This window comes from Streptomyces sp. NPDC050564 (genome assembly GCF_044457265.1).
Classification (GTDB): domain Bacteria; phylum Actinomycetota; class Actinomycetes; order Streptomycetales; family Streptomycetaceae; genus Streptomyces.
Map to the genome: position 1 here is coordinate 17,494 of NZ_JBITGS010000022.1, position 25,929 is coordinate 43,422.

The following is a 25,929-nucleotide window of genomic DNA, read 5'->3' on the forward strand; positions in this document are numbered from 1 at the left end:
TCTCCCCAAGGAGGCGATCTTTGACCTGCCGAGCGCGGCCTTACGATGGGACGCATGACTGCTTCGCCTGGCCGCCGTGTCCTGCTCGCCGCTCCCCGGGGCTACTGCGCGGGCGTGGACCGCGCCGTGATCGCCGTCGAGAAGGCTCTTGAGCAGTACGGGGCCCCGATCTACGTCCGCCACGAAATCGTCCACAACAAGTACGTCGTGCAGACCCTGGAAAAGAAGGGCGCGATCTTCGTCGAGCAGACGGCGGAGGTCCCCGAGGGGTCCATCGTCATGTTCTCCGCGCACGGCGTCGCCCCGGTCGTCCATGACGAGGCCGCGGCCGGCAGGCTCGCCACCATCGACGCGACCTGCCCGCTGGTCACCAAGGTCCACAAGGAAGCCGTCCGTTTCGCCGACGAGGATTTCGACATCCTCCTCATCGGGCACGAGGGCCATGAAGAGGTCATCGGCACCTCCGGTGAGGCGCCGGACCACATCACCCTGGTCGACGGTCCCGAGGACGTCGCCAAGGTCGAGGTCCGCGACCCCTCCAAGGTGGTCTGGCTCTCCCAGACCACGCTGTCGGTCGACGAGACCATGGAGACGGTCGACGCGCTGAAGGAGAAGTTCCCGCAGCTCATCTCCCCGCCCAGCGACGACATCTGCTACGCGACGCAGAACCGACAGCTGGCCGTGAAGCAGATGGGCGCGGAAGCGGACCTGGTGATCGTGGTCGGCTCGCGGAACTCCTCCAACTCCAAGCGGCTCGTCGAGGTCGCCAAGCTCGCGGGCGCGCGCGACGCGTTCCTCGTGGACTTCGCCGACGAGATCGAGGAGGCGTGGCTGGAGGGTGTGACGACGGTCGGCGTCACCTCGGGCGCCTCGGTCCCGGAGGTCCTGGTCGAGCAGGTCCTGGAATGGCTGTCGCGGCGCGGCTTCGAGGACGTGGAGATCGTCAAGGCGGCCGAGGAGTCCATCACCTTCTCGCTGCCGAAGGAGCTGCGCCGTGATCTGCGCGCGGAGGCGGCCGCGCTGGTGGAGCAGCGCACGGGCACGGCGCTCTCCGAGGCCTCCTCCGAGAAGTGACTGTCAGTCGTACGACGTAACGTAGGGCCATGCAGATCTTCGGTGTGGACATCGGCGGTTCCGGGATCAAGGGCGCTCCTGTGGACCTGGACCGCGGCGACTTGGCGGAGGAGCGCTACAAAGTGCTCACTCCGCATCCGGCGACGCCCGACGCGGTGGCCGACGGTGTGAAGGAGGTCGTCGGCCACTTCGGCTGGACGGGTCCGGTCGGCATCACGTTCCCCGGGGTGGTCACTGCCGGTGCCACCATCCGTACGGCGGCCAATGTCGACAAGAACTGGATCGACACCGATGCGCGGGCCCTGCTGAGCGAACGGCTGGGCGGCCTTCCGGTAACCGTGTTGAACGACGCGGACGCGGCGGGCGTCGCCGAGATACAGTTCGGCGCCGGGCGCGACCGCCGGGGCACGGTCATCCTCCTCACCTTCGGCACGGGCATCGGCAGCGCGCTCTTCATCGACGGCGAGCTGGTCCCGAACACGGAGCTGGGCCACCTGGAGCTGAACGGCCACGACGCGGAGAAGCGCGCCTCCACCAAGGCCAAGGACGACGGGGAGCTCACGTGGGAGCACTGGGCCCGCCGCGTCACGAAGTACCTCGCCCACGTGGAGATGCTCTTCTCGCCCGAGCTCTTCATCATCGGCGGCGGCGTCAGCCGTAAGGCCGACAGGTTCCTGCCCCTCATCGAGGGCATCAAGGCGGAGATCGTCCCGGCCCAGCTGCGGAACAACGCGGGAATCGTGGGAGCGGCGATGAGAGCCGCGAAGACGGCGCAGTAGCCGCGGCTCCGAGGACCGAGGGCCAGGCCTCCCCGGCGTCGTCTCGAGTCCGGCTACCCGGTCGGCCGAGACGGTCGGGAAGGTGGGAAGGCTCGGCGCGAAGCGGCGGCCTGGGCCCTGCGCTGAGCGGCCCGGCGGCTCATGAGCGCGACCTTGCGGACGGTCACGATCAGCCCCGCGATCAGCGTCCCCCCGTACAGCCACCCCGCCTGGGTGGCGAGCGCGGTGAAGAGCCCCATGACACGGCCCGCGATCCCCCCGCTGTGGTCGGCGACCGCCAGCAGCCCGAAGGTGAACGCGAGCGGTACGACGACGGGCGCGGTCACGAGGTCCCCCCGCCGCACCCACACCGCGGTCAGCGCACACACCGGCAGGAACAACATCCCGTACACCATCAGCGACGCCCCGAACAGCAACTGGTCGAGGCAGCCGAGTGCGAACATCGACGCACCGCAGAACAGCCCGCTGCCCAGCCCGGTGAGCCGGGGGTTCGGCACCCTGCGCGCTGCATGGACCAGCGGCGGCGCGGGCCGCCGTGCCACCGGGGCGCCCCGCCTGACGTCGACGTGCCCGCCGCGCCCGCCCTGTGCGGGAACGGGCATGCCACGTCGCGATCTCGGCCGAGGGGGACGCGTCCTGTGTTGCTCCACTGGACCAACTTAGGTCGTTTTATGTGTGGAATAGCCCCTCAGACACGCCGATGAGCAGACCTTGGCCATGCGTTCGATGCGTCGCCCTTGCGGGCCCGGTCACGCCGTAGACTGGTGGATCGGCCCGCGCTCTCCGAGGGCCTTTCGCCCATCCTCACGTACGGGAAGTCGCAACGTGTCGCTCACGATCGGAATCGTCGGTCTGCCGAATGTCGGCAAGTCGACCCTGTTCAACGCCCTGACCAAGAACGACGTGCTCGCGGCCAACTACCCGTTCGCCACGATCGAGCCGAACGTGGGCGTGGTCGGCGTCCCGGATACCCGCCTCACCAAGTTGGCCGAGATCTTCGCCTCGCAGCGCGTCCTTCCGGCGACAGTCGACTTCGTCGACATCGCGGGCATCGTGAAGGGTGCTTCGGAGGGTGAGGGCCTGGGCAACAAGTTCCTCGCGAACATCCGCGAGTCCGACGCGATCTGCCAGGTCATCCGTGCCTTCAAGGACGAGAACGTCGTGCACGTCGACGGCAAGGTCTCGCCCAAGGACGACATCGAGACGATCAACACCGAGCTGATTCTCGCCGACCTCCAGACGATCGAGAAGGTCCTGCCGCGCCTCCAGAAGGAGTCGCGCATCAAGAAGGACGTCGCTCCCAAGGTCGTGGCGGTCGAGGCGGCGAAGGAGATCCTGGAGAAGGGCGACACCCTCTTCTCGCAGGGCATCGTCCAGGGCTCCGGCAACGAGGAGCTGCTGCACGACCTGCACCTGCTGACCACCAAGCCGTTCCTCTACGTCTTCAACGTGGACGAGGACGAGCTGGTCGACGACGACTTCAAGGCCGAGCAGCGCGCCCTGGTCGCCCCCGCCGAGGCGATCTTCCTCAACGCCAAGCTGGAGGCGGACCTCGCCGAGCTCGACGAGGAGGACGCGATGGAGCTCCTGGAGTCGGTGGGCGCCGAGGAGCCCGGCCTCGCGACCCTGGCCCGCGTCGGCTTCAACACCCTCGGCCTGCAGACCTACCTGACGGCCGGCCCCAAGGAATCCCGCGCCTGGACCATCAAGAAGGGCGCCACCGCCCCCGAGGCCGCCGGTGTCATCCACACCGACTTCCAGAAGGGCTTCATCAAGGCCGAGGTCATCTCCTTCCACGACCTCGTCGAGACGGGCTCGGTCGCCGAGGCCCGCGCCAAGGGCAAGGCCCGTATGGAGGGCAAGGACTACGTCATGCAGGACGGCGACGTGGTCGAGTTCCGCTTCAACGTGTGAGTGGGTGAAGTAACACCACGTTGGCGACCCGGCAAACATGCGGGTCAAATGGGGTCGGCTCTTCCGGGAGTCGACCCCTTGCTGTTTCCCGCGCCGGGATGGTGCTGGGCTTTCGGACAGGCCGACAGCCATTTGGCGCCGCATGAGCGGCCGCAAGATGCTCGCTCGGATCAACAAGCTCATCGAAGACGTCAAGCGTGACCCCTTCACGGGGATCGGCAAGCCCGAGCCGCTCAAGTACCACTTGCCCAGGGCATGGTCGAGGCGGATCGACGACGAGCACCGACCTGGTCACGGACAAGGAGATCGTGATCATCGCGGCCCGCTACCACTACTGACCGCTGGGTCGTCCGTACTGGGTTGGCGCTCCCATGTGGAGCGGAAGTTTCCGGGGTTCGCCTTTGGGGGTGGACCCCTTTCTTGGTGCTCTGGAGTCAGGGCGGTCGGGCGAGGCGTACACATGTCAGCTCGTGTGTGACTCACCGGTCGGCGGGGCCGTGCCTGCCGCTCCCTGGCGGACATCGCTGGAGGGCGTGCTCCATCGCGGGACCGGCTCGGAGTCAATGACGCCGGCCGATGCGGAAGTCACCCGGCCCAAGGGCAGGGGGGTGCGATCGGGCCGAATCACCCGACCGCCCTCCCGTCCCGGTGTGCGTCGAGCGCGCCGAGCACGAGCTCCTGCCGGCGAAGCGAGTTCGGCCCCCACACCGGATGTCCGCTCCCTGGTCGCTCTTCGGCCCGAAGGTATCCCGCAAGGCCCTCCGCAACCGCCCCGCCGTCGCTGTCACCGGGCAGCGGGGCGGTTGTCGTCTCCTCTCCACCGCCTTCGACTGTCAGTGCCGCGTGGAAGGATGCGCGCATCGGTGCGGACGGCACATGAGGGGTGTCATGGCGGGTGTCGAGGAGGCGGCGGACGGACCGGCCCGGGGGCTCGGCGGCGGTCCCGGCGGGGAGGAACCGCCCGTCGGACGGAAGGCGCGTGCCCTGCTCGCGGAAGCCGCGCGGCTGCACGAGTCCGCGCGCACCGTGCTCGCCGATCACGCCCGCGCCCTGGAAGCGGTGCGCGCGGCACTGGCGCCGCTGCAGGCCGAACTCGTCGCCAAGGAGCTGGAGTCGATCCCCGTCTCCCGGCTGAAGGACGTCACCGAGGGGCGGCTGCGCCTCGGGGCCGTCGAGGCGGCCGGGCTCTCCTCGGTGCGCGCGGTCCACGAGGCGAGCCGCTACGAGCTGCGGCAGATCCCGGGGGTCGGTGCCCAGACCGCCGACCAGGCGCTCGCCGCCGCGCGCCAGATCGCCAGGGCGGTCGAGGACACGGTCTCCGTACGCATGGACGTGGACAGCCCCGAGCCCCGCACCACCGCCCTGGTCGTCGCGCTGCGCAGGCTTGTCGAGGCCGGGCCCGAGCTGCGGCGCGCGGTGGATACCGCCGAGCGGCTCGACGAGCGGCTGGGCGTGCTGCTGCCCGAGGCCCGACCTGCCGCCGGATGGCTGCGGCTGGCGATCATGGGGCGGCGCCGCCGACGGAGCGCGTTCGCGGCGGTCGCCGGGATTCGCGAGCTGACGGCCGACGCCGCCGCCCGGGACGTACGGCTGCTGCTCGCGCAGGCGTCCACGGACCTGTTGCGGGAACCGGCCTCCGACATCGAGGCCTGGGTCGACTTCGAGCTGCGCTCCACGGAGTACTACAGCCAGCTCGCCGAGATCTCCGAGCACACGACGGACGTCGAGGCCGCCGAGGGCTTCCTGCCGTCGGAGGTCGTCGAGCGTGTCCACGGGCAGTCACTCGACGACACCCACCGCCGGGTCTCGCTGCGCGGCTACCAGTCCTTCGGCGCCCGTTTCGCGCTGGCCCAGCGCCGGGTCGTGCTCGGCGACGAGATGGGGCTCGGCAAGACCGTCCAGGCCATCGCCGTGCTCGCCCACCTCGCGGGGGAGGGACACAGCCACTTCCTGGTGGTGTGCCCGGCGAGCGTGCTGATCAACTGGACCCGCGAGATCCGCGCGCGCAGCACTCTGCGGGCCCTGCCGGTGCACGGCGTCGACCGGCACGACGCGTACGCCGAGTGGCGGGAGCGCGGCGGCGTCGCGATCACCACGTACGACGTGCTGCACAGCCTGCCCACGCCCAACGGAAACGGCCGGCCCGCGCCGAACGGGGAAAACGGCCTGCCCACAGCCGTCGGAAGAAACGGCCTGCCCGCGCCCGTCGGAAGAAACGGCCTGCCCGCGCCCGACGGCGCGAAGCCGGGGGCCTCCCACGGCGCGGCGACGCCGGGGATGCTCGTCGTCGACGAGGCCCACTACGTGAAGAACCCGGACGCCCGTCGCTCCAAGGCCGTCGCGGCCTGGACCGACCGCTGCGACCGCGTCCTGTTCCTCACGGGTACCCCGATGGAGAACCGCGTCGAGGAGTTCCGCAGCCTCGTCCGCTACCTCCGCCCCGAGTTGCTGCCCGAGATCCGGAACAGCAGCGCGGCCGCCGGTCCGCACGCCTTCCGCAGATCCGTCGCCCCGGCCTATCTGCGCCGCAACCAGCAGGATGTCCTCACCGAACTGCCCGCGCTGCTTCAGGTCGACGAGTGGGAGGAGTTCAGCGCGGCCGACCAGGAGGCGTACCGGAAGGCGGTCGAGGCCGGGAACTTCATGGCGATGCGCAGGGCCGCGTACGCCGACGCGGAGAAGTCCGCCAAGCTCCAGCGACTGCGCGAGCTGGTGTCCGAGGCGGCGGTGAACGGGCTGAAGGTCGTCGTGTTCTCCTACTTCCGCGACGTGCTCGCCACGGTCCGCGAGACCTTGGACGCCACCGCCCGGCACACCCCGGGCGACGGTGTGTTCGGGCCGATATCGGGGAGCGTGCCCGCCGCCCACCGCCAGCGCCTCGTCGACGAGTTCGCGGCGGCCGACGGGCACGCGGTGCTGCTCTGCCAGATCGAGGCCGGCGGCGTCGGCCTCAATCTGCAGGCGGCGTCCGTCGTCGTCCTCTGCGAGCCCCAGGTCAAACCGACCCTGGAGCACCAGGCCGTGGCCCGTGCCCACCGCATGGGCCAGGTCCGCCCGGTTCAGGTGCACCGCCTCCTCGCGACCGACAGCGTGGACGACCGCCTTCTGCACATCCTGCGGAACAAGGACCGGCTCTTCGACGCCTACGCCCGTCGCAGCGACATGGCGGAGGCGACACCGGACGCGGTCGATGTGTCGGACGCCGGGCTCGCCCGACGCATCGTCGAGGAGGAGCAGCGGCGGCTGGCCGCAGAGGGCTGAGCGCGGGTCAGATCCCGTGCACCCACGCCACGGTGAACGGGGTCTCGGGCGTGCCCGGCCCCATCGGCCCGCCCTTGTCGAACTGCGAGCGGACGACGAGGGTGCGCCCGTGCCGGCGGACGAGTGTTGTCGGGATCTGGAGCGCGGTGTCGGTGACGCTCCGCTCCAGACGGGCCGCGGTGCCGTCGGCCGACAGGCGCCAGCGGGTGATCGTGTTGGTCCTGTTGAGGGCGGCCCACAGCGTGCCACCGACGAGTTCCAGACCGTCGCCGTTCACCAGGTCGCCGCCGTACAGGGCGACTTGGCGTACGTCACCGGTGGCGAGGTCGATCCGGTAGAGGGCGCCCGCGGTCATGTCGACGGTGAGCAGCAGGCCGTCCCCCGCGACGATCCCGTTCAGGGTGAAGGTGCCGGAAGGGTGCGGGGCGACGACGCCGCTGAGGTCGTAGGCCGTGGTCAGCGAGGAGCGGCCGCCGTGTGAGACCGCCCGCGCCAGGTCGGCCGGTGTCACCCGGTAGATGACCTCCCGCACGCTGTCCGTCAGATAGGCGCTGCCGTCCGCGGTGATCGCCAGATCGTTGACGAAGCGCGGCGCGTCGCCGGGTACGTCGAAGCGGGCCAGCAGGGCATGGGAGCGGAGGTCGTAGACGTCGACCCCGGACGTCGAGTCGGTCACCCAGAGGCGGGCCGCCCGGTCGACCTTCAGACCGTTGGCGGTGTTCCGGCCGTCCGTGCCCGCGGGCAGGAAGACCTCGGCCGTACGTCGGCCGGGTGTCGCCCGGTAGACGGCGCCGGTGGTGTACGAGCCCACGTACAGGTCGCCCGTACGCGGGTCCGCCGCGATGCCCTCGGGGTAGGCGCGGTCGCCGGGCAGTTCGTAGGCGGTGGAGATGCGAGGTGCGGCGGTCGCGGGCGGTGTGCCCACGGCGGTCGCCGCCACTGTCAGGGCGGCGGCGGTCAGTAAGGTGCGGCGCTGGATCGAACCGGACACGACGGTGCCTCTCGGTCGGCTTCTCGAAACTTCCTGAGGATGAGCAACGAGTACGAATCTAAGTTAGAACTCTAATCATCGTCAATGTATTTATGCATGCGTGAGGGCTCATCTTCGTATCGCCCATACCGTGCGCCGCTACCATGCGGAGATGACGTCCATGCCCGTGTCCGAGCGCCTCGGCTCCCACCTCAAGCGGGCCGAGCAGGCTCTCAACGCGACCAAGACCGCGGTCCTCAAACCGGCGGGCGTGACCGTCGCCCAGTACTCGGCGCTGCTCCACCTCAGTACCAACCCCGGCATCTCGGCCGCCGCCCTGTCCCGCCTCTGCGTGGTCACGCCCCCGACCATGAACACGATCCTGAACAACCTCCAGGACCGCGGCCTCATCGAGCGCACCCCGCACGAGTGGCACAAGAACGTCCTGGAGACCCGGCTCACCGACGAGGGCCGCACCGTCATGGCCGACGCGGACGGCCGTGCGGTACGGGTCGAGCGCGCCCTGGCCGCCGAGTTCACGGACGAGGAGCGGGACGCGCTGGTCGGGCTGCTGGGCCGGTGCGTCGCGCTCCTCGAAAGGGAACGGCCGCAGGTCTGATCAGCGCCACACGTAGAGTCCGCCCCCGCCGCTCCTACCCGTCCCGCCCCTGGGGGCGCGCCCCTGAAAGGGGCGCGGGGAACTGCGAGATCAGCCCCCACAGGTCCGCAGCCGAAAGGCCGGTACGGGAAGAGGCAGGGGCGGAGGGGGCGAAACCCCCTACCCCCGCGCCAGCCCCGTCTTCACCCCCGCCCCGCACAACGGCACCACCGCCGTACGCTCCCCCAGCGCCCCCTCCCGAACGGCCGCCCAGCAAGCCACCCCCGTCGACTCCACGTACAGCCCCCGCGAAGCCAAGTCCATCTGTGCGTGCCGGATCTGGTCCTCCGTCACCGTGAGAAACGAGCCGCCCGACTCCCGCACCGCCCGCAGGATCTGCCGTGCCCGCGGCGGCCGGGGAATCGCGATGCCCTCGGCGAAGGTGGGCGCCATGGGCGTGTCGCCGACGAGGTCGTCCGCGCCCTCGGACCAGGCATGCGCCAGCGGAGCGACCGCCGCGGACTGGACGGCGTACAGGGCGGGCCGGCGATCGATGAGGCCCGCGCCGTGCAGTTCGGCGACGGCGAGGGCGGCGCCGAGCAGCAGCGTGCCGTTGCCGACGGGCACGACGACGACATCGGGGAGCCGTCCGCCGAGGTCCTCCCAGAGCTCGTGGACGTAGGTCTTCGTACCGTGCAGGAAGTACGGGTTGAAGACGTGCGAGGCGTAGAAGACGCCGTCCTCGTCCGCCGCCTCGCGCGCCGCCCGTGCCGTCGCCTCCCGGTCGCCCTCGACCACGCGCAGCCGTGCCCCGTGTGCCTCGATCTGCTCCAGCTTCTTCGGTGAGGTGCCCTCGGGGACGTACACCGTGCACGGCAGTGCGGCCCGTGCGCAGTACGCGGCGATCGCCGTCCCGGCGTTGCCGCTGCTGTCCGCGAGCACCTGCCGGGGCTTCAGCCGCAGCGCCAGCTCGGCCAGCAGCACCGCCCCGCGGTCCTTGAACGACAGGGTCGGCATGAGGAAGTCGAGCTTCGCGGAGATGCCGTCCCGGAGGGGGACAAGGGGGGTGCGGCCCTCACCCAGGCTGACCGTGGGTGCGGCCAGTGGCAGGCACTCGGCGTAGCGCCACAGTGAATTCACCCGTCCGGTGAGGGACTTGAGGGGCGCGGGCGTCGGCGCGAAGTCCAGATCGAGCGGTCCGCGGCAGACCGGACAGCACCAGGTGAGGGAGCCGGCCGGGACGCGGGTGCCGTCCGTGGGGCAGAAGCAATCCGGCAGTGGTGTCATGTGCGCAGGTTATGCGCAGGTGGAGCAGGGGGTGGATGTGCCGGTTGGTGACGTTGTGTCATGACCGGTATAGAGCAGTCACGTTGCGGCGCTGCAGGGCCCTTACGCTGCGCTCGACACCTGCCCCGGGCCCATCCGTTCCTCGTCGAGTAGGGGCCACACTCCGGCCGCCGAGACGACCGTGCCCTGCGACACCGTGCCCGCCAACGCGCCGTCAGGTCGTTGCCCGTCCGAATCGTCGCGTTCGTCACCTCCATTACGTCCCCGCCCGTGTCGCGCTTACGATGCGCGCAGCCATGTGGCAGTCGTACGCAGGCTCCATCTCGCCTGGACTAGGAGCAAGGTACTCGTGGCCATACCCCCGCCGCCCGGGCCGCAGCAGCCCGAGGGTCAGTACCCCCCTCCAGGGCTGCCGTCGGGCACTCCGGGGATGCCGCCCGGTGCGTACCCGTACCAGCAGACCCCCTATCCGGGGCCGTACCAGCCCTGGGGCCAGGGCTACTCCCCGTACAACCGTCCGGCGCCCGTCAACGGTTTGGCGATCTCCGCGCTCGTGCTCGGCATCCTCTGCTTCCTGCCCGCCGTCGGGCTGGTGCTCGGGATCGTGGCGCTCGCGCAGATCAAGAAGCGGGGCGAGCGCGGCAAGGGGATGGCGGTGGGCGGCATGGTCATGTCGTCGATCGGCGCCGTGCTGCTCGCCGTCGCGGTCGCCACCGGCGGTGCACGCGACTTCTGGGACGGCTTCAAGGACGGGGCGAACGGCTCGGGCGGCGCCGCCTTCTCGCTCAAGAAGGGCGAGTGCTTCGACACGCCGGGCGGCGCCCTGGAGGGCATGGCCTACGACGTCGACAAGGTGCCGTGCGCGGGGGAGCACGACGCCGAGGTCTTCGCCGCTTTCCACCTGGCCGAGAAGGGCGCCTACCCGGGCGACGGCGCGATCACCGACTCCGCGGACGAGAAGTGCTACGCGCTGCGGGACGAGTACGCGATGGACGCCTGGGCCGTCCCGGACAACGTCGACGTGTACTACTTCACGCCGACGCGGCAGAGCTGGCGCCTCGGTGACCGCGAGATCACCTGCATGTTCGGGAACACCGATGAGAAGGGCGACCTGACGGGTTCGCTGCGCAAGGACGCGACCACGCTCGACGCGGACCAACTCGCCTATCTGCGAGCCGCACAGGGCATCAACGCGGCGATGGACTCGGCGCCCGACGAGGAGTACGTCGAGGACGACCTGCCTGGCCACAAGAAGTGGGCGACCAGGGTCTCGGTGGCGCTCACGACGCAGGCGAGCATTCTGCGCGGCTACGCGTTCGCCCCCTCGGTCCGCACGCCGGTCGACGCCCTCGTGAAGGACATCGAGCTGTCCCGGAAGGAGTGGGCGAAGGCGGCGGACGCGCAGGACGCGGACACCTTCTACGCGTACTACGAGAAGGGCATGAAGCTGATCGACCCCGAGAAGACGGTCACCACACGCAAGGCTCTGGGCCTCACCACCACCCCGCCCCCGTCCGACCGGAACGGCGGTGGCCAGGACGGCGGAGGAAGCGGCACCGGCTTCGAGGTGTGACGGCGGCTATACCGGGGAGAAAGTGCCTGCGTAAAGCCCTCGGGGGTCACAACTCATCACATCGAGTGATTCTCTGGCCTTCGCTTGCATGGCACAACCCACGGTTGCCACGCTGTTGCTGTCTGTACAATCTGATGGGAGCGGCCAGTGACTTTCGGTGAGCAGCCGGCGTACCTGCGCGTCGCGGGCGATCTCCGCAAGAAGATCGTCGACGGTTCGCTGCCACCGCACACCCGCCTCCCGTCACAGGCGAGGATCCGCGAGGAGTACGGCGTCTCGGACACGGTGGCTCTGGAGGCGCGCAAGGTGCTGATGGCCGAGGGCCTGGTCGAGGGCCGCTCCGGGTCGGGCACGTATGTGCGCGAGCGGCCGGTGCCGCGCCGGGTGGCCCGCTCCGGGTACCGGCCGGACAGCGGAGCGACCCCGTTCCGTCAGGAGCAGGCGGACATCTCCGCGCGCGGCACCTGGGAGTCCTACAGTCGGCAGGTCGAGGCGAGCGGCAAGATCGCCGAGCGTCTGTCCGTCCAGCCCGGCGACCGCGTGATGTGCACGCACTACGTCTACCGGGACGGCGGCGAGGCGATGATGCTCTCCACGTCCTGGGAGCCCCTCGCCGTCACCGGCCGTACGCCGGTGATGCTCCCCGAGGAGGGCCCGCTCGGCGGCATGGGCGTCGTCGAGCGCATGGCGGCCATCGACGTGATCGTGGACAACGTCACGGAGGAAGTGGGAGCGCGCCCAGGTCTCGCCGAAGAACTCCTCGCGCTGGGCGGCGTACCCGGGCATGCCGTCCTCGTCATCCAGCGGACCTTCTACGCCTCGGGTCGCCCGGTCGAGACGGCCGACGTCGTCGTCCCGGCGGACCGGTACCGGATCGCGTATCACCTGCCCGTGAAGTAACCGCGTATCCGCGCATCGCCTGTCCGTGAAGTAACCACCCGCCCTCGCATGGCCTGTCCGTGAAGTAACCACCCGCCCGCGCATGGCCTGTCCGTGAAGTAACCACCTGCCCGCGCGTCACCTGCCCGTGAAGCAACCATGGAGCACTGTCCGTGCGGCGGCCGGGTGTCGCAGGCCGTGAAGTGGCCGACGCCATCCATGGACCGACCCACGGCGTCCGCCAAGTGGACCGCGCGGGAAGCCCGGTTGGAATCTGGCCTTTCTCAAGAGCCATTCCCGGGCGGGACTTCGCGCTGCTAGGGGGCGCGCGGAGGGCGGTCGACAGCGCGTTCGACGGCGTGCGTCCCCTGCCGTCCTGGCTGGTTGCGCACCTATGGCGTACCTCATGCGTACCTCTTTGTGAAAAGCCGTATTCGCTGCGTGAAGGTTAGGCGTAGGCTCGGGCATATGCGGATTGCGGTTTCCTTGGAGAGCGGGGCACGGCGGGGGCCCGGGGCGGGAAGTGGAGGGGCGCGATGAACGACGGCACGATCACTCTTCCCTGGCTCGTCATACGGCAGGACGACAACGGCAATCGCTACCGCGTGGGCAGGTACGCGACCCGGGCCGAGGCCCAGAAGATCGCGGACAGCCTCGACGACCGCAGGCACAAGCAGCTCTACTGGGTCGAGCGGATCGGGCAGAACGGATCCAGGTGATCGTGCTCGCCTCCAGAGTGATCGCCCTCGCCGCCGTCAGGTGGTGATCCGCGCCGCCGGAGCCTCGCGCCGCTCCCGTAGGCTCCGGCGCATGACGGAACGGATCGTGGTGGTCGGAGCCGCCCTGCTGAGCGAGGGGCGTCTGCTCTCCGCCCGCCGCAGCGCGCCTCCCGCACTGGCCGGGCGCTGGGAGTTGCCGGGCGGCAAGGTCGAACCGGGCGAGAATCCCGAGCACGCCCTCGTACGGGAACTGCGTGAGGAACTCGGCGTCGAGGCGGAGCCGCTGGAGAGGGTCCCCGGCGAGTGGCCTCTCAAGCCGGGGTACGTCTTGAGGGTGTGGACCGCAAGGCTGCTCCCCGGCTCCGCCGAGCCGCGGCCCCTGGAGGACCACGACGAACTGCGCTGGCTGACCCCCGGCGAAATCTGGGACGTGGACTGGCTGGACGCGGATGTGCCGGCGGTGAAGGGCGCGCTGCTGAGGCTGGACGCGGGGGCGTAGAGGGGCTCTTCGGGGCGTAGGAGTGGACGGGATGGTGGGTCTCGTACGCCGTTCGCGCCACAGTGCGCCTTCATGCGCGGTAAGGCCTCGCGGATATCGGGTATGTGCCCATTAACCCCACGAAACCGGACATGTGTGGGTTCCTGGCCTGGGAAGTGATCGGCTTGATCGACACCGAAGGCGACTGCGCCGAGTGGACATTTCCCGCGGAACCGGGTGCCGTCCGTACCGCCCGCGCCGTCGTCCGGGGTCAGTTGCGCTCCTGGGAGCTGGATTCCCTCGGTGACATCGCCGCGCTGCTGGTCAGCGAGTTGGTGACGAACTCCCTGCGGCACGCCACCGGCCCCATCGGTGTACGGCTGGTGCGTCCCGTCGGGGTGCCCGGCGCCCTGCTGGTGGAGGTCTCCGACCCGCTGCCGGATCCGCCCCGCGAACGGGCCGCCGACGTGGACGACGAGAGCGGCCGTGGACTCCAGCTCGTGGCCAGCTCCTCCCGGCGCTGGGGGACCCGCCCCGGGGGCACCGGAAAGACGGTCTGGTTCGAGCTGGCGGTGCCCGGCTGACGGCGCGTCGGCCGGGGGGGGGCGTGCGACCGATTGGTTCAGGCCACTGGTGCTGACTGGACTCTTTGATTCGATGGGGCTCCACCTGGTTAGAAGACTGGGAGTATGTCGCGGCCGGTCCAAAAACCATCGGGACCGTGCTGTGATCGTGAACACCGTGTTGTGCGGCGCCGTAGTGCTGGATACTGCGGGCAGCCGCCCCCGGTGACCGGTGCCGGACGCGGTGAGCTGGAGGGGACGGTTCGCGTGAGCGAGATACCAGCGAGGGCCACGGAGTCCGAGGACCCGTCGGACGGCGCGAGGACTGATGCCGCGGGAGATTCCGCGCGCATGACGCCCGGCGAGGGTGCGGGCGACGCGATGTGGCAGAGCAGTCCGCCCGGTTCGATCTACGACTACATCAAGGTCGCCTCGTTCTCCATAGGCGCCGACGGGCTCGTCGACCAGTGGAGCCTGCGGGCCGAGCAGCTCTTCGGCATCTCCTCCGAGCGCGCCGTCGGCATGGACCCCATCGAGGCCTTCGTCGCCCCCGACCGACGTGACTTCGGGCAGCGCAAGATGGCCGAGATCCTGGACGGCCGGGAGTGGACCGGTGTGGTCCCCTTTCGGATGCCCGCCCCCGCGAACGGCGGCGAGGGCGCCGAGGGGCTCGCCGAGGTCTACGTGATGCCCACCACTACGGAGGACGGCGAGCGGGCCGCCGTATGCATCGTCGTGGACGTCCGTACCCTGCGCAGCATCGAGACGGACCTCGCCGCCTCGCAGGCGATTTTCGGCCAATCTCCTTTCGGCTTCCTGCTGATCGACACCGATCTGCGGGTCCGGCGCGCCAACCAGCGGTTCGCCTCGACCTTCGGCGGCACCGTGGACGACCACCGAGGGAAGGGCGTCCACGACTATCTGCCGCGCGCCGAGGCCGAGCGCGTCGCCGCGACCCTGCGGCGCGTCCTGGATACCGGCGACTCCATCACGGACATGCACGTCACCGGCCATGTGCCCGGCTCCGACGAGCGCCGCCACTGGTCCGTCAACCTCTACCGCGTGCACAGCGGCAGCGGGCGCCCCATCGGCATCGCCTGGCTCGGAACCGACATCACGGCCCGTCGCGCCGCCGCCCGTGAAGCGGCCGCAGCCCGGCGCAATCTCGCCCTTCTGAACGAGGCCGGCGCCCGCATAGGCAACTCCCTCGACCTGGAGACCACCGCACGCGAACTCCTCGACGTCGTGGTCCCGGGCTTCTGCGATCTGGCGACGGTGGATCTGTATCAGGGCCTGTTGGCCGGCGACGAGACCCCGCCGGGCCTGGCCGACGGCAGCGCCGAACTCCGCCGGGTCGCCTTCGCCAGCGCCGTCTCCGACGCGCCCTTCGTCGGCGGCCCGGCACCCGTGGCCGTGGGCGCGGTCCACCACTACCCCTTCAACTCGCTCTGCGCGGACGCCCTGCGCACCGCGCGCCCCCAGCACATCCCCGCTGAGGACGGCGGCCTCATCCAGTCCACGCTCGCGGTCCCGATGGTCGCCCACGACACCGTCGTCGGGCTCGCCCAGTTCTCCCGTACGAAGGGCAGCGAGCCGTTCGGGGACCGTGACCGGTCGCTCGCCGTGGAGTTGGCCGCGCGCGCCGCCGTCTGTATGGACAACGCGCGGCTGTACCGCCGTGAGCACGAGCGCGCGCTGATCCTGCAACGGTCCCTCCTCCCGCCGGGTGACCCGGAGGCCTCCGGCCTGGACATCGCCTGCCGATACCTGCCGGGCAACGCGGCGACGGAGGTCGGCGGCGACTGGTTCGACGTCATCGAACTCCCCGGCCACCGCACGGCGTTGGTGGTGGGAGACGTGATGGGACGCGGCCTGCGCGCCGCGGTGGCGATGGGTGAACTCCGTACGGCCGTGAGAACCTTGGCGCTTCTGGATCTGGAACCCGCCGAAGTCCTCTCGGCGTTGGACGAGATCGCACGCGGCCTCGGCACGCCCGGCGGCGTCCAGCAGGCCACCCGCGCGGCCCGCCAGCCGCGCGACGCCGACCTCTCCGAGGTGTACCTCGCGACATGCGTCTACGCCGTCTACGACTCCGTGACGCGCCGGTGCACCTTCGCCAACGCGGGCCATCTGCCGCCGGTGCTGGTCGAACCCGGCGAGAGCGCGCTGATGCTCGACGTACCGCCGGGGATGCCGCTCGGGGTGGGCGGCGAGCCCTTCGAGGAGGTGGAGGTCGAACTGCCCGAAGGTGCACTGTTGGCGCTCTACACGGATGGACTGGTCGAATCCCGCGACCATCCTCTCGACGAGGGCCTGCAAGCCTTCGTCGGCGCCCTGACCGACCCCTCCAGCCCCCTGGAGGACGTCTGCGACCACATCCTCAACACCCTCGACACCCACCACGGCGAGGACGACATCGCGTTGCTCATGGCACGTGTCCAGGGGCTGCCCGCCGAGTCCGTCGGCGACTGGACGCTGCCGCGCGAGCCGCGCAGCGTGGGCCGTGCCCGCGAGTACGCGCGTACGCAGATGGTGTCCTGGGGCCTGGAGCCCCTCGTCGACACGGCCGAGCTCCTGGTCAGCGAGCTGGTGACCAACGCGCTGCGCTACGGCGAGGGCGAGATCCGGCTGCGGCTCCTTCTCGACCGGACCCTCGTCTGCGAGGTCTGGGACGCGGGGCTCGTCCAGCCGCGGCGGCGGCGGGCCCGTGACACGGACGAGGGCGGGCGGGGATTGCAGCTCGTGGGGCTGCTGTCCGCGGCCTGGGGATCGCGACGGACCCCCCGGGGGAAGACCGTGTGGTTCGAACTCCCGCTGCCGGACGGGGAGACGGGGCTGAGGGATCCGGCGGAGGCGTTGCTGAGTCTGTTCTGAGCACAGTGCAGTTCGCCGCGCCCGTTTCAGGGGCGCGGGGAACTGCGCGATCTTTTGGCGGGGGTCTGGGGGTGCAGCCCCCCAGGTACGGGACGGGCAGGGGCGGAGGGGGCGAAAACCTCCGGCACCGGCACCGGCACCGGCACAGACGCAGGCACAGGCACAGGCACCGGGCCAGGGTCAGGCCGCCGGTGTCGCCCTCCGCGCCCGCGTGCGGGGTCCGCCGAAACTCGCGGGCCCGCCACCGTGCCCCAGGAGGATGCCACCCAGCACGGCCCCGCCCACTCCGACGCCCTCGTCGCCTCCGGACGGGTTCCCGTACGCCCGCACGTCCCGCTCCGCCAGCTCCCGCGCCCGACGGATGAGGTCATCGGCCCGCTGGACCTCGGAGAGGCCGGGGGACGGGCCGGCGAGCAGATGCTCCGCCTCCGCCTGCCGCGTCCGCGCCTCGCATCCGACAGCCGCCCGATGCGTCGTGACGAAATCCGCCGCGACGGCAGCGGCGCTGCTGGCGGGGAGGAGGAAGTGCCCGAGCAGGGCGCGCACGCGCTCGTCGGGCAAGCCCCCGTCGCCCGCCTCGGCGAGCGTCGTGCCCGCCTCGGCTATGCGACGAAGGGCGTCGAGGGGGTCGTACGGACCGGCCGCCGTCTCCCGGCGCACGTGGGCGAGCAGCGACTCTGCGTGCGCGACACGCCCGGGCAGTCGGCCGGCGCCCGCGGTCGCAAGCAGGCCGCGGGCCTCCGTGAGGTCGCCCTCCACCCCGGCGAGCGCGGCGGGCAACTGCTCGGTGGCCGAGGCGAGTTCGGCGGCGAGCCGCTCGACACCGTCCACGAGGGCGGCCGCCTGGTCGACGGCCCCCTCCGCGGCGCGCAGATACGCGGCCGCCTTCCCGCTGTCGCCCCGGTCGAGGGACTGCCGCGCCTGGTTGAGATGGACGGTGGCGAACACCAGCCGGTCCTTGGCCTGTTCGACGTGGCCGGCGACCGGGAGGGACGCGGAGGGGGCGTACCGCTTGTGGAGGTCGCCGAGTGTCGTCTGGGCGGCCGGGGTGCGCGTGGCGAGCTCACGGAAACGGGTCTCCGCTCTCTCCAGGGGGGCCGCCGCGTTGCGCTCCAAGGCGCGCAGCAGGTCGAACCCGGCCGCCTCCGAGTCCAGTCGCCGCCCCGCCTCGGTGCAGCGGAGGACGATCTCCTCCAGCATGCTCCGGCCGTCCTGCGGTGCCGCGCCGTCGAGCCGCTGCCGCAACCGGAACGCGGCCGCCAGCTCGGACTTCGCGTACGCCAGTGCCTCCGCGTACGGCTTGACCGGCTCGTCCCCGAACTGGGCCGTGGCGCAACCGAGTTCCTCGGCACTGGTGCGGACGCAGTCGTCGGTGTCGACCAGCAACTGCCGTGTCTGAACGTCCAGTTCGTGGACCGACGCTGCGCCGTGCGGGGCGCCGCCGGGTGTCGTGCGCGTCCTCGCCCGCCGCTGGCGCCGCGCGTACCCGTACGCCGCCAGTGCCGCCGCGGCGCCCACCGCGACGAGGGGCAGTACAAGATCCCCGGTGGTGGTCCCGTCCTGTCCCGGAGCACCCTCGGCCTCCTGGGCGGCCCCCATCTTGTCGGCGACCCGCACGCTCGGCGTCACGGTCGCCGCGTCCCTGGCCCCCACTGTCGCCAGAGGCAGCACCAACCACCCCACCGCCACCAGCCCCCCGAGCACGGCATGCGCCACCCGCACGGCTATGTGGGACGCGGCTCGGCGCGATCGGTTTCGGCTCTGGGGCGACGTCACATTTGGGAGCGTATGACCGCTTGCGCGCCGACGCGACCGGGGTGCGCCGAGGCGGGGGCGCCTAAGGTACGAGGGGATACGGGGGCGTACGGGAGGGGCACGGGGGATGGATATAGGACGCACGGAATCCACGGGGAAAGGCCGTGCGGACGGGACGGAACCGGGGGCGAAAACCCCCGTGGCCCACACCGAGCCGGCGGCGAACACGGGAACGACGCGGCCGGGGCGTGAGGGGGAGCCCGAGCCCGGTGATCACCGCACCACCGGAGAGCACCCCACGGACACGGCTTCCGGCACGGCTTCCGACGCGGCCACCGAGACGGATTGCGGGATGGCCTCCGACAAGGCTTCCGGGACGGCCTCCGGGACGGCTTCCGAGGCGACCTCCGACGCGGCTTCCGGGATGGCCTCCGACGCGGCCTCCGGGACGGCCGGGGAAGGCCCGACGGCTGCCCCCGAGGAGCCCCCGCGCCGTGCCGTCCCCGCCCCGATCCGCCGGATCGCCCGGACCTGGCGGCACCCCCGCCTCCGCTGGCCCAAACGGATCGCCCTCACGCTCCTCCTCGCCCTTCTCCTCCCCTCCCTCGCCGCCGGAATCGCCCTCCGGGTGGACTACGCCGGAGACCCGGCACCGGGCACACAGACCAGAAACCGGGACGCCATCTGGCTGGGCCACGCCTGGGTGGACGGGCGGAAGGCGGACCCGGACGTCAAGGCGCTGGCGGCGCGGCTGCGGAGTACCGGTATCCGGGATCTGTACGTGCACGCGGGACCGCTGGAGCACGACGGGACGCTGCCCGAGACGGCGTACCCGTCGGCCCGTTGGATGATCGCGGCCGTGCACCGCCGACTGCCCGGCGTACGGGTCCAGGCCTGGCTCGGTGACGAGCTGGCCGGCGAGGGGCCGGACGGGCTGCGGCTGGAGCGCGCGGCGACCCGCGACGCCGTCGTGCGCTCCACCCGCCAGATCCTCGATGCCGGCTTCGACGGCGTCCACTTCGACCTGGAACCCCTCCACTCCGGCGACCGCGACTACCTCTCCCTCCTCGACGACCTGCACCGGGTCACGAAGGCCCGTGGCGTTCCCCTTTCCATCGCCGCCCACCAGATCGACCCGCTCCCGGCGGCCCACTCCCTCCGCGGCACCCTCACGGGACACCCCAAGTGGTGGTCCCAGCGGTACTTCGGCCAGGTCGCCCGCCGCGTCGACCAGATCGCCGTCATGTCGTACGACACGGCCATGCCGCTGGAGAGCCTGTACGGCGGCTATGTCGCGCAGCAGACCTCCCTCGCCCTCGAAGTCACCCCGAAGTCCACGGACTTGCTGATGGGCCTGCCGTTCTTCCATGAGGACGACCTGAGCCACCACGGCTCGGCGGAGACCGTCGCGGCCGCCGTACGCGGCACCCGGCTCGGCCTCTCCCGCACGGATCGCCACCGTGCACACTTCGGCGTCGCCCTGTACGTGGATTTCGCCGCCACGGAAGCGGACTGGACGGCCTATCGGGAAGGGTGGGTCGAATGACCGGCACCCGCACCCCGCTCACCCGCGAAGACCTGGCCGCCCTCGCCCGCGCCGTCGTCGGCCCCAGCCGCACCCTCACCGCCGCCGCGCGCCTGCGCGGCGGCAGCAAGAAGGGCGTCTACCGCCTCACCTTCGACGACGACTCCACAGCGATCACGTATGTCTGGTCCCCGGACGAGGACTTCTGGCCGACGGCCCCGATGGAACCCCTGATGGAACCCGCGATGGAACCCTTGGGGGATCCGTCGGCCGCCACTGATCACCGCGACCCCTTCTCCCACGCTACCGGCATCGATCTCTTCACGGCCTCGCACGACCGGCTCACCGCGCTCGGCATCCGTACCCCGCGCCTCCTCGTCGCCGACCGCTCCCACACGCACCTCCCGGCGGACGCAGCGGTCGTCGAGGACGTGCGCGGCGGCAGCCTGGCGGAGTTGCTGAACCGCGATCCGGCGGCGGCAGCGGCGCCCCTGCGGGAGCTGGCCGACGCCCTGCACACCCTGCGCGGCCACCGAGCCCCCGGCTTCGGCAAGGTCGCCCTCGTCGACAACGGTGGTGTTTCGTACGGCGGTTCGTGCGAGCTAGTGGTGCGGGACCGGGCCCTGGTCGACCTGGCGGAGGCCGCGGCGCGGGACGACCGGATCGCCGCCGTGCGCGGGGCGCTCCACGACCGCGTGCAGGACCTCGCCGCCGCGATCCGCCCGCGCGGTCACCACAGCCTCATCCATGGCGAACTCGGTCCGGACCACGTCCTGGTGGACGCCGGCGGCCATCCGGTCCTCATCGACATCGAGGGCCTGATGTACTTCGACGCTGAGTGGGAGCACGTGTTCCTGCGCCTGCGCTTCCAGGAGCACTACGCGGCCCTGCGCGCCGACGGCCTCGACGAGGACCGGCTGCGCCTCTACCGCCTGGCGATGCACCTCTCCCTCGTCGCGGGCCCGCTGCGGCTGCTCGACGGCGACTTCCCGGAGCCGGAGCTCATGCGCGGGATCGCGGAGTACAACCTTCAACAGACGGTCATGTTTCTGGAGGACCCGAATCCCCGCGTGCCATGATCTGAGGGCGCGCCACGCAGGCACGTTCGGGGGAGGGGACGGATGAACACGTTTCTGGTCGCAGCGGCCGTGCTGGTCCTGCTCGGCCTGGCCGGGGTCGGCGTCGCCGCGGTCACCACGGGCTGGGTGCCGCCGATCGGCCGCAGCCGCGTACTCCGGCCCCAGTTGTGGGGATATGGCGCGCTCATGGCCGCCGTCGGCATGTCGATGTTCCTTTTCCTGGGGCCCTTCCACGGCCCGCCCGCCGACCCGAATCCCTTCGCCTGGGTCGGTTTCGCCGTGGGCCTCTCGGGCAACATGCTCCAGCTGGCGGCGCAACGCCCCGGTCGGGTCTGAGGAGCGCAGCGATGGACTGGCGCTATACCGCGGGGCTCGCCGAGGGCTTCCTCCTGGGCATCATGACCGTCGCGGGGGTTGCCGCCATCCGCGTGGGCTGGGTGCTCGGGCGCGAGCGTCGCCGTGTGGTCCGGCCCCGGCTCTGGGGCCAGGGCATGCTGGTGCTCGCCGCTTCGCTCGCGCTTGTGCCGCTGTGGCTGGCCCTGTTCGGTCCCGGCACCGTCTCGATCGCCCTAACCGTCGTGGCATGCGCCGGCATACTCGCCGCCGCCGTGATGAGGCAGCGCGCATGCCGGGACCGTAGACGCGGAGGCAGTGCCCCCACGTCTCCTACGTTTCCCGCCTCCTGATCTTCGACCCCAGCCACACCAGCGGGTCGTACTTGCGGTCGACCGCCCGTTCCTTCAAGGGGATCAGGGCGTTGTCGGTGATCTTGATGCCCTCGGGGCAGACCTCTGTGCAGCACTTGGTGATGTTGCAGTAGCCGAGGCCGTGCTCGTCCTGGGCGGTGCGCTTGCGGTCCAGGCCGGACTCCGCCGCCGCGTCCAGCGGGTGCATGTCCAGCTCCGCCACCCGCATCAGAAAGCGCGGGCCCGCGAACGCCGGCTTGTTCTCCTCGTGGTCGCGGACGACATGGCAGGTGTCCTGGCACAGGAAGCACTCGATGCACTTGCGGAACTCCTGCGAGCGGTCGACGTCCTCCTGTTGCATCCGGTACTCGCCGGGGCCGAGGCCCGCCGGGGGCACGAAGGCCGGGACCTCCCTCGCCTTCGTGTAGTTGAAGCCGACGTCCGTCACCAGATCACGTACGACGGGGAAGGCGCGGAGCGGTGTGACGGTGATCGTCTCCTCAGGCGTGAACACCGACATCCGCGTCATGCACATCAGCCGCGGCCGCCCGTTGATCTCCGCCGAACACGAACCGCACTTGCCCGCCTTGCAGTTCCAGCGCACGGCCAGATCGGGGGCCTGGGTCGCCTGGAGCCGGTGGATGATGTCCAGCACCACCTCACCGTCGTTCACCTCGACCTTGAAGTCCTCCAGGCCGCCGCCCTTGACGTCCCCGCGCCACACCTTGAAGCGGGCCTCATAGCTGCTCACTCGTACAGCTCCTCTTCGGCGAGGTACTTGACCAGCTCCTCCTTCTCGAAGAGGGAGAGCAGGTCGGAGCGGATGGATTCGGTGGTCTCGCGTACGAGGTCGATCTGGCCGCGTACGGGGTCGGTCGCCGCCAATCCGCCCGTCGGGTCGGTCAGTCGGCACAGCAGGTTGATCCGGCGCCAGGCGCGGTCCATCGTCGGGTGGTCCTCGCGGGTGTGGCCGCCGCGGGACTCCGTACGCTCCAGCGCGGCCCGTGCCACGCATTCGCTGACCAGGAGCATGTTCCGCAGGTCGAGGGCGAGGTGCCATCCGGGGTTGAACTGCCGGTGACCCTCCACACCCGCCCGGCGCGCCCGTACCCGCAGGTCCGCGAGTTTCTCCAGGGCCTGCTCCATCTCGGCTTCGCGGCGGATGATGCCGACCAGGTCGTTCATCGTCTGCTGGAGTTCCTGATGCAGGGTGTACGGGTTCTCGGGTGGCCGCCCGTTCTCCTCGCCGGGCTGAGGGCCCTCGGCCGAGAAGGGGCGCAGCGCCTCCGCGGCGGCGGTGTCCACCTGGGTGTCGTCGACGGCCGGACGGCCCTCGGAGAGCCCAGCCGCGTACTCGGCCGCGTGCAGTCCGGCCCGCCGCCCGAACACCAGCAGGTCGGAGAGCGAATTGCCGCCGAGCCGGTTGGAGCCGTGCATGCCACCGGCGACCTCGCCGGCCGCGAAGAGGCCGGGTACGCCGCGTGCCGCCGCCGTGTCCGACTCGACCGCGATGCCGCCCATCACGTAGTGGCAGGTCGGGCCGACCTCCATCGACTCGGCGGTGATGTCGACGTCCGCGAGCTCCTTGAACTGGTGATACATGGACGGCAGCCGACGCCGGATGACCTCGGCGGGCATACGGGTCGAGACGTCAAGGAAGACTCCGCCGTGCGGGGAGCCGCGGCCGGCCTTCACCTCGGAGTTGATGGCCCGGGCGACCTCGTCCCGGGGCAGCAGCTCGGGGGGACGGCGGTTGTTGTCCGGGTCCTCGTACCAGCGGTCGCCCTCTTCCTCGGACTGCGCGTACTTCTCCTTGAAGACGTCCGGGATGTAGTCGAACATGAACCGCTTGCCGTCGGAGTTCCGGAGCACTCCGCCGTCGCCGCGCACCGACTCGGTGACGAGGATGCCCTTCACCGACGGCGGCCAGACCATGCCCGTCGGGTGGAATTGCACGAACTCCATGTTCAGCAGCGGCGCCCCGGCAAGGAGGGCGAGCGCGTGACCATCCCCGGTGTACTCCCACGAGTTCGACGTCACCTTGAAGGACTTGCCGATACCGCCCGTGGCGATCACGACGGAGGGCGCTTCGAGGACGAAGAAACGGCCCGATTCGCGCTCGTAGCAGAAGGCCCCGGAGACGCGGCTGCCGTCCTTGAGGATCCGGGTGACGGTGCACTCCTGGTACACCTTCAGGCGGCTCTCGTAGTCCCCGGTCTCCTTCATGTCCTCCTGCTGGAGGGACACGATCTTCTGCTGCAGGGTCCGGATGAGCTCCAGGCCCGTCCGGTCGCCGACGTGCGCGAGCCGCGGATACTCATGGCCGCCGAAGTTGCGCTGCGAGATCCGCCCGTCCTTCGTACGATCGAAGAGGGCGCCCCAGGTCTCCAACTCCCATACCCGGTCGGGCGCTTCCTGGGCGTGCAGCTCGGCCATCCGCCACTGGTTGAGGAACTTCCCGCCGCGCATGGTGTCGCGGAAGTGGACCTGCCAGTTGTCGTGCTCGTTGACATTGGCCATCGCCGCCGCGATGCCGCCCTCGGCCATCACGGTGTGCGCCTTGCCGAACAGGGACTTGCAGATCACGGCCGTACGGGCGCCGCGCTCCCGCGCCTCGATGGCGGCGCGCAGTCCGGCACCCCCGGCGCCGACCACGACAACGTCCCACTCCTGCCGGTCGACCACGGACATCAGAAGAACCTCGGATCGTCGAAGGCGCCGGACGCGAGCAGGTACACGTAGAAGTCGGCAAGCGCCACGCTCACCAAAGATGCCCAGGCGAGCAGCATGTGATGGGCATTCAGCTTCCCCACCCACTGCCACATCCGGTAGCGCACGGGGTGCTTGGAGAAGTGTTTGAGCTTCCCGCCGACGATGTGCCGGCAGGAGTGGCAGGACACGGTGTACGACCAGATGAGCACGATGTTGACCAGGAACACCACGGTGCCCAGGCCCATGTGGCCCCAGTTGTAGTGCTCGTCGCGGAAGGACAGCACGGTGTCGTACGTGAGGATCCCGGCGACGATGATGGCCGCGTAGAAGAAGTACCGGTGGATGTTCTGCAGGATCAGCGGGAAGCGGGTCTCGCCGGTGTACTTCTTGTGCGGCTCGGGGACCGCGCAGGCCGGCGGCGACGCCCAGAAGCCGCGGTAGTAGGCCTTGCGGTAGTAGTAACAGGTCAGCCGGAAGCCCAGCGGGAAGATCAGGATGATGATCGCCGGGGAGATGGCCCACCAGCTCCCGAAGAGGTCCGCGTTGGGGCCCGCGTGCATGGTCTCGCACCGCTCGGCCAGACAGGGCGAGTAGAACGGCGAGACGTACGGCGCCGCGTAGTAGTTCGTGTCCGCGAAGGCCCGCCAGGTCGAGTAGACGACGAAGGCCAGCAATCCGGCCGCGGTGGCGGCGGGCGCCAGCCACCAGCGGTCCGTCCGCAGATGCGAGGCGGTGATCGCGGCCCGCGAGGCGGACCGTACGCCGCCGCTGTTCAGATGGGGTTCCGTACCAGTGGCCAACGCTGCTGCTCCTCTTCAGGGCTCGGTTCGCCACCGGGCCGCAACCGCATGGATGTGCGCCCCCCGGCGCGTGACGGTGTCGACCCTTCGGCTTGCTCGCCGGGGGTGCTCACGGGGCGTGGCGGTCGCGGGCGCCGAGGCCCTCGTCGTCCGAGTCCGTCCACAGGGAGTTGTCGTACGGGGTGTCGGGGATGGCGACCAGGTCGGGCCGACGTGGCGCGGCCGGCTGGGCGGCGGCCTCGCGCAGCAGCGCGACGCTCTCGCGCAGGTGGTCGGCGTCCGCCCGCACCCGGCGCATCTCCAGGCCGGTGCCTATCTGCTGTTCCAGCCGTCCGACCGACCTCGCGAGGTCGTCGAGACAGCGCTGTACGGACGTCAAGTCGTCGTGCACGGACATGACTTG

23 protein-coding genes and 1 pseudogene are annotated in these 25,929 nt (G+C 70.7%); 16 read left to right on the forward strand and 8 right to left on the reverse strand.

Annotated elements, in window-relative coordinates; translation table 11 throughout:
• Positions 1–45: 45 nt before the first annotated feature.
• Together ACIBK0_RS31085 and ppgK are read left to right on the forward strand one after the other, a co-directional pair.
• Positions 46–1,074 carry a 4-hydroxy-3-methylbut-2-enyl diphosphate reductase gene (locus ACIBK0_RS31085; protein ID WP_399087233.1) on the forward strand — a complete coding sequence of 343 codons (1,029 nt, stop codon included), beginning with the start codon at positions 46–48 and terminating at the stop codon, positions 1,072–1,074.
• A gap of 29 nt (positions 1,075–1,103) precedes the next feature.
• Positions 1,104–1,853, forward strand: a complete 750-nt coding sequence (gene ppgK / locus ACIBK0_RS31090; protein ID WP_399087235.1) for a polyphosphate--glucose phosphotransferase — start codon at positions 1,104–1,106, stop codon at positions 1,851–1,853.
• 53 nt (positions 1,854–1,906) lie between these two features.
• Here ppgK and ACIBK0_RS31095 read toward each other — a convergent pair whose 3' ends face one another.
• A complete protein-coding gene (locus tag ACIBK0_RS31095) occupies positions 1,907–2,455 on the reverse strand; it encodes a DUF6542 domain-containing protein (protein WP_399087237.1) in 549 nt (182 codons plus the stop codon).
• 223 nt (positions 2,456–2,678) lie between these two features.
• Here ACIBK0_RS31095 and ychF point away from each other — a divergent pair, with 223 nt between their 5' ends.
• The 3 genes and pseudogenes from ychF to ACIBK0_RS31110 all read left to right on the forward strand — a co-directional run bounded on the left by ychF (position 2,679) and on the right by ACIBK0_RS31110 (position 7,028).
• Positions 2,679–3,767 carry a redox-regulated ATPase YchF gene (gene ychF / locus ACIBK0_RS31100; protein WP_399087239.1) on the forward strand — a complete coding sequence of 363 codons (1,089 nt, stop codon included), beginning with the start codon at positions 2,679–2,681 and terminating at the stop codon, positions 3,765–3,767.
• Between the two features lie 142 nt (positions 3,768–3,909).
• A pseudogene (locus ACIBK0_RS31105) lies at positions 3,910–4,105 on the forward strand (Txe/YoeB family addiction module toxin).
• Positions 4,106–4,655: 550 nt separating this feature from the next.
• Positions 4,656–7,028, forward strand: coding sequence for an SNF2-related protein (locus tag ACIBK0_RS31110; protein WP_399087241.1), 2,373 nt, complete (start codon positions 4,656–4,658; stop codon positions 7,026–7,028).
• Between the two features lie 7 nt (positions 7,029–7,035).
• Here ACIBK0_RS31110 and ACIBK0_RS31115 read toward each other — a convergent pair whose 3' ends face one another.
• On the reverse strand, positions 7,036–8,019 hold the full coding sequence (locus ACIBK0_RS31115) for an SMP-30/gluconolactonase/LRE family protein (protein ID WP_399087243.1): 984 nt from the start codon (positions 8,017–8,019) through the stop codon (positions 7,036–7,038).
• A 151-nt stretch (positions 8,020–8,170) separates the two neighbouring features.
• Here ACIBK0_RS31115 and ACIBK0_RS31120 point away from each other — a divergent pair, with 151 nt between their 5' ends.
• Positions 8,171–8,617 (forward strand): MarR family winged helix-turn-helix transcriptional regulator, encoded by a 447-nt coding sequence (locus ACIBK0_RS31120; RefSeq protein ID WP_399087245.1) that lies wholly within the window; start codon positions 8,171–8,173, stop codon positions 8,615–8,617.
• A 159-nt stretch (positions 8,618–8,776) separates the two neighbouring features.
• Here the strand turns inward: ACIBK0_RS31120 and ACIBK0_RS31125 are convergent, their stop codons facing one another.
• Complete coding sequence (locus ACIBK0_RS31125) at positions 8,777–9,883, reverse strand: threonine synthase (RefSeq protein WP_399087247.1); 1,107 nt, start codon at positions 9,881–9,883, stop codon at positions 8,777–8,779.
• A 349-nt stretch (positions 9,884–10,232) separates the two neighbouring features.
• On the opposite strand from ACIBK0_RS31125, the gene ACIBK0_RS31130 reads away from it, so the two are divergent.
• From ACIBK0_RS31130 to ACIBK0_RS31155, 6 genes are all read left to right on the forward strand, one after another.
• A complete protein-coding gene (locus ACIBK0_RS31130) occupies positions 10,233–11,456 on the forward strand; it encodes a DUF4190 domain-containing protein (protein ID WP_399087249.1) in 1,224 nt (407 codons plus the stop codon).
• A gap of 147 nt (positions 11,457–11,603) precedes the next feature.
• A complete protein-coding gene (locus ACIBK0_RS31135; protein WP_399087250.1) occupies positions 11,604–12,356 on the forward strand; it encodes a GntR family transcriptional regulator in 753 nt (250 codons plus the stop codon).
• Between the two features lie 515 nt (positions 12,357–12,871).
• Positions 12,872–13,054 (forward strand): SPOR domain-containing protein, encoded by a 183-nt coding sequence (locus ACIBK0_RS31140; protein ID WP_399087252.1) that lies wholly within the window; start codon positions 12,872–12,874, stop codon positions 13,052–13,054.
• A 91-nt stretch (positions 13,055–13,145) separates the two neighbouring features.
• Positions 13,146–13,553, forward strand: coding sequence for a (deoxy)nucleoside triphosphate pyrophosphohydrolase (locus ACIBK0_RS31145; RefSeq protein ID WP_399087255.1), 408 nt, complete (start codon positions 13,146–13,148; stop codon positions 13,551–13,553).
• A 131-nt stretch (positions 13,554–13,684) separates the two neighbouring features.
• The gene (locus ACIBK0_RS31150; RefSeq protein ID WP_399087257.1) at positions 13,685–14,116 is read left to right on the forward strand and encodes an ATP-binding protein; all 432 of its coding nucleotides are present in this window, start codon (positions 13,685–13,687) and stop codon (positions 14,114–14,116) included.
• A gap of 246 nt (positions 14,117–14,362) precedes the next feature.
• On the forward strand, positions 14,363–16,969 hold the full coding sequence (locus ACIBK0_RS31155; RefSeq protein WP_399087259.1) for a SpoIIE family protein phosphatase: 2,607 nt from the start codon (positions 14,363–14,365) through the stop codon (positions 16,967–16,969).
• A 180-nt stretch (positions 16,970–17,149) separates the two neighbouring features.
• Here the strand turns inward: ACIBK0_RS31155 and ACIBK0_RS31160 are convergent, their stop codons facing one another.
• A complete protein-coding gene (locus ACIBK0_RS31160; RefSeq protein WP_399087261.1) occupies positions 17,150–18,745 on the reverse strand; it encodes a hypothetical protein in 1,596 nt (531 codons plus the stop codon).
• A gap of 178 nt (positions 18,746–18,923) precedes the next feature.
• Between ACIBK0_RS31160 and ACIBK0_RS31165 the strand changes: the two genes are divergently transcribed.
• Genes ACIBK0_RS31165 through ACIBK0_RS31180 form a run of 4 tightly spaced genes read left to right on the forward strand, consistent with a single transcriptional unit; the run spans position 18,924 to position 22,014 of the window.
• Positions 18,924–20,270, forward strand: coding sequence for a hypothetical protein (locus ACIBK0_RS31165; RefSeq protein WP_399087263.1), 1,347 nt, complete (start codon positions 18,924–18,926; stop codon positions 20,268–20,270).
• Complete coding sequence (locus ACIBK0_RS31170) at positions 20,267–21,328, forward strand: phosphotransferase family protein (RefSeq protein ID WP_399087265.1); 1,062 nt, start codon at positions 20,267–20,269, stop codon at positions 21,326–21,328. The genes ACIBK0_RS31165 and ACIBK0_RS31170 overlap by 4 nt, the downstream gene beginning before the upstream one ends.
• Positions 21,329–21,370: 42 nt before the next feature.
• On the forward strand, positions 21,371–21,664 hold the full coding sequence (locus ACIBK0_RS31175) for a hypothetical protein (RefSeq protein ID WP_399087267.1): 294 nt from the start codon (positions 21,371–21,373) through the stop codon (positions 21,662–21,664).
• Between the two features lie 11 nt (positions 21,665–21,675).
• Entirely contained in the window at positions 21,676–22,014 is a 339-nt protein-coding gene (locus tag ACIBK0_RS31180; RefSeq protein ID WP_399087269.1) for a hypothetical protein, read from the forward strand.
• Here ACIBK0_RS31180 and ACIBK0_RS31185 read toward each other — a convergent pair.
• The 4 genes from ACIBK0_RS31185 to ACIBK0_RS31200 all read right to left on the reverse strand — a co-directional run bounded on the left by ACIBK0_RS31185 (position 21,995) and on the right by ACIBK0_RS31200 (position 25,923).
• Entirely contained in the window at positions 21,995–22,765 is a 771-nt protein-coding gene (locus tag ACIBK0_RS31185; protein ID WP_399087271.1) for a succinate dehydrogenase/fumarate reductase iron-sulfur subunit, read from the reverse strand. The two genes, ACIBK0_RS31180 and ACIBK0_RS31185, sit on opposite strands and share 20 nt — an antisense overlap.
• Positions 22,762–24,705 (reverse strand): fumarate reductase/succinate dehydrogenase flavoprotein subunit, encoded by a 1,944-nt coding sequence (locus tag ACIBK0_RS31190; protein WP_399087273.1) that lies wholly within the window; start codon positions 24,703–24,705, stop codon positions 22,762–22,764. The genes ACIBK0_RS31185 and ACIBK0_RS31190 overlap by 4 nt, the downstream gene beginning before the upstream one ends.
• Complete coding sequence (locus ACIBK0_RS31195) at positions 24,705–25,526, reverse strand: hypothetical protein (RefSeq protein WP_399087275.1); 822 nt, start codon at positions 25,524–25,526, stop codon at positions 24,705–24,707. The genes ACIBK0_RS31190 and ACIBK0_RS31195 overlap by 1 nt, the downstream gene beginning before the upstream one ends.
• 109 nt (positions 25,527–25,635) lie before the next feature.
• Entirely contained in the window at positions 25,636–25,923 is a 288-nt protein-coding gene (locus tag ACIBK0_RS31200) for a hypothetical protein (RefSeq protein WP_399087277.1), read from the reverse strand.
• Positions 25,924–25,929: the final 6 nt, after the last annotated feature.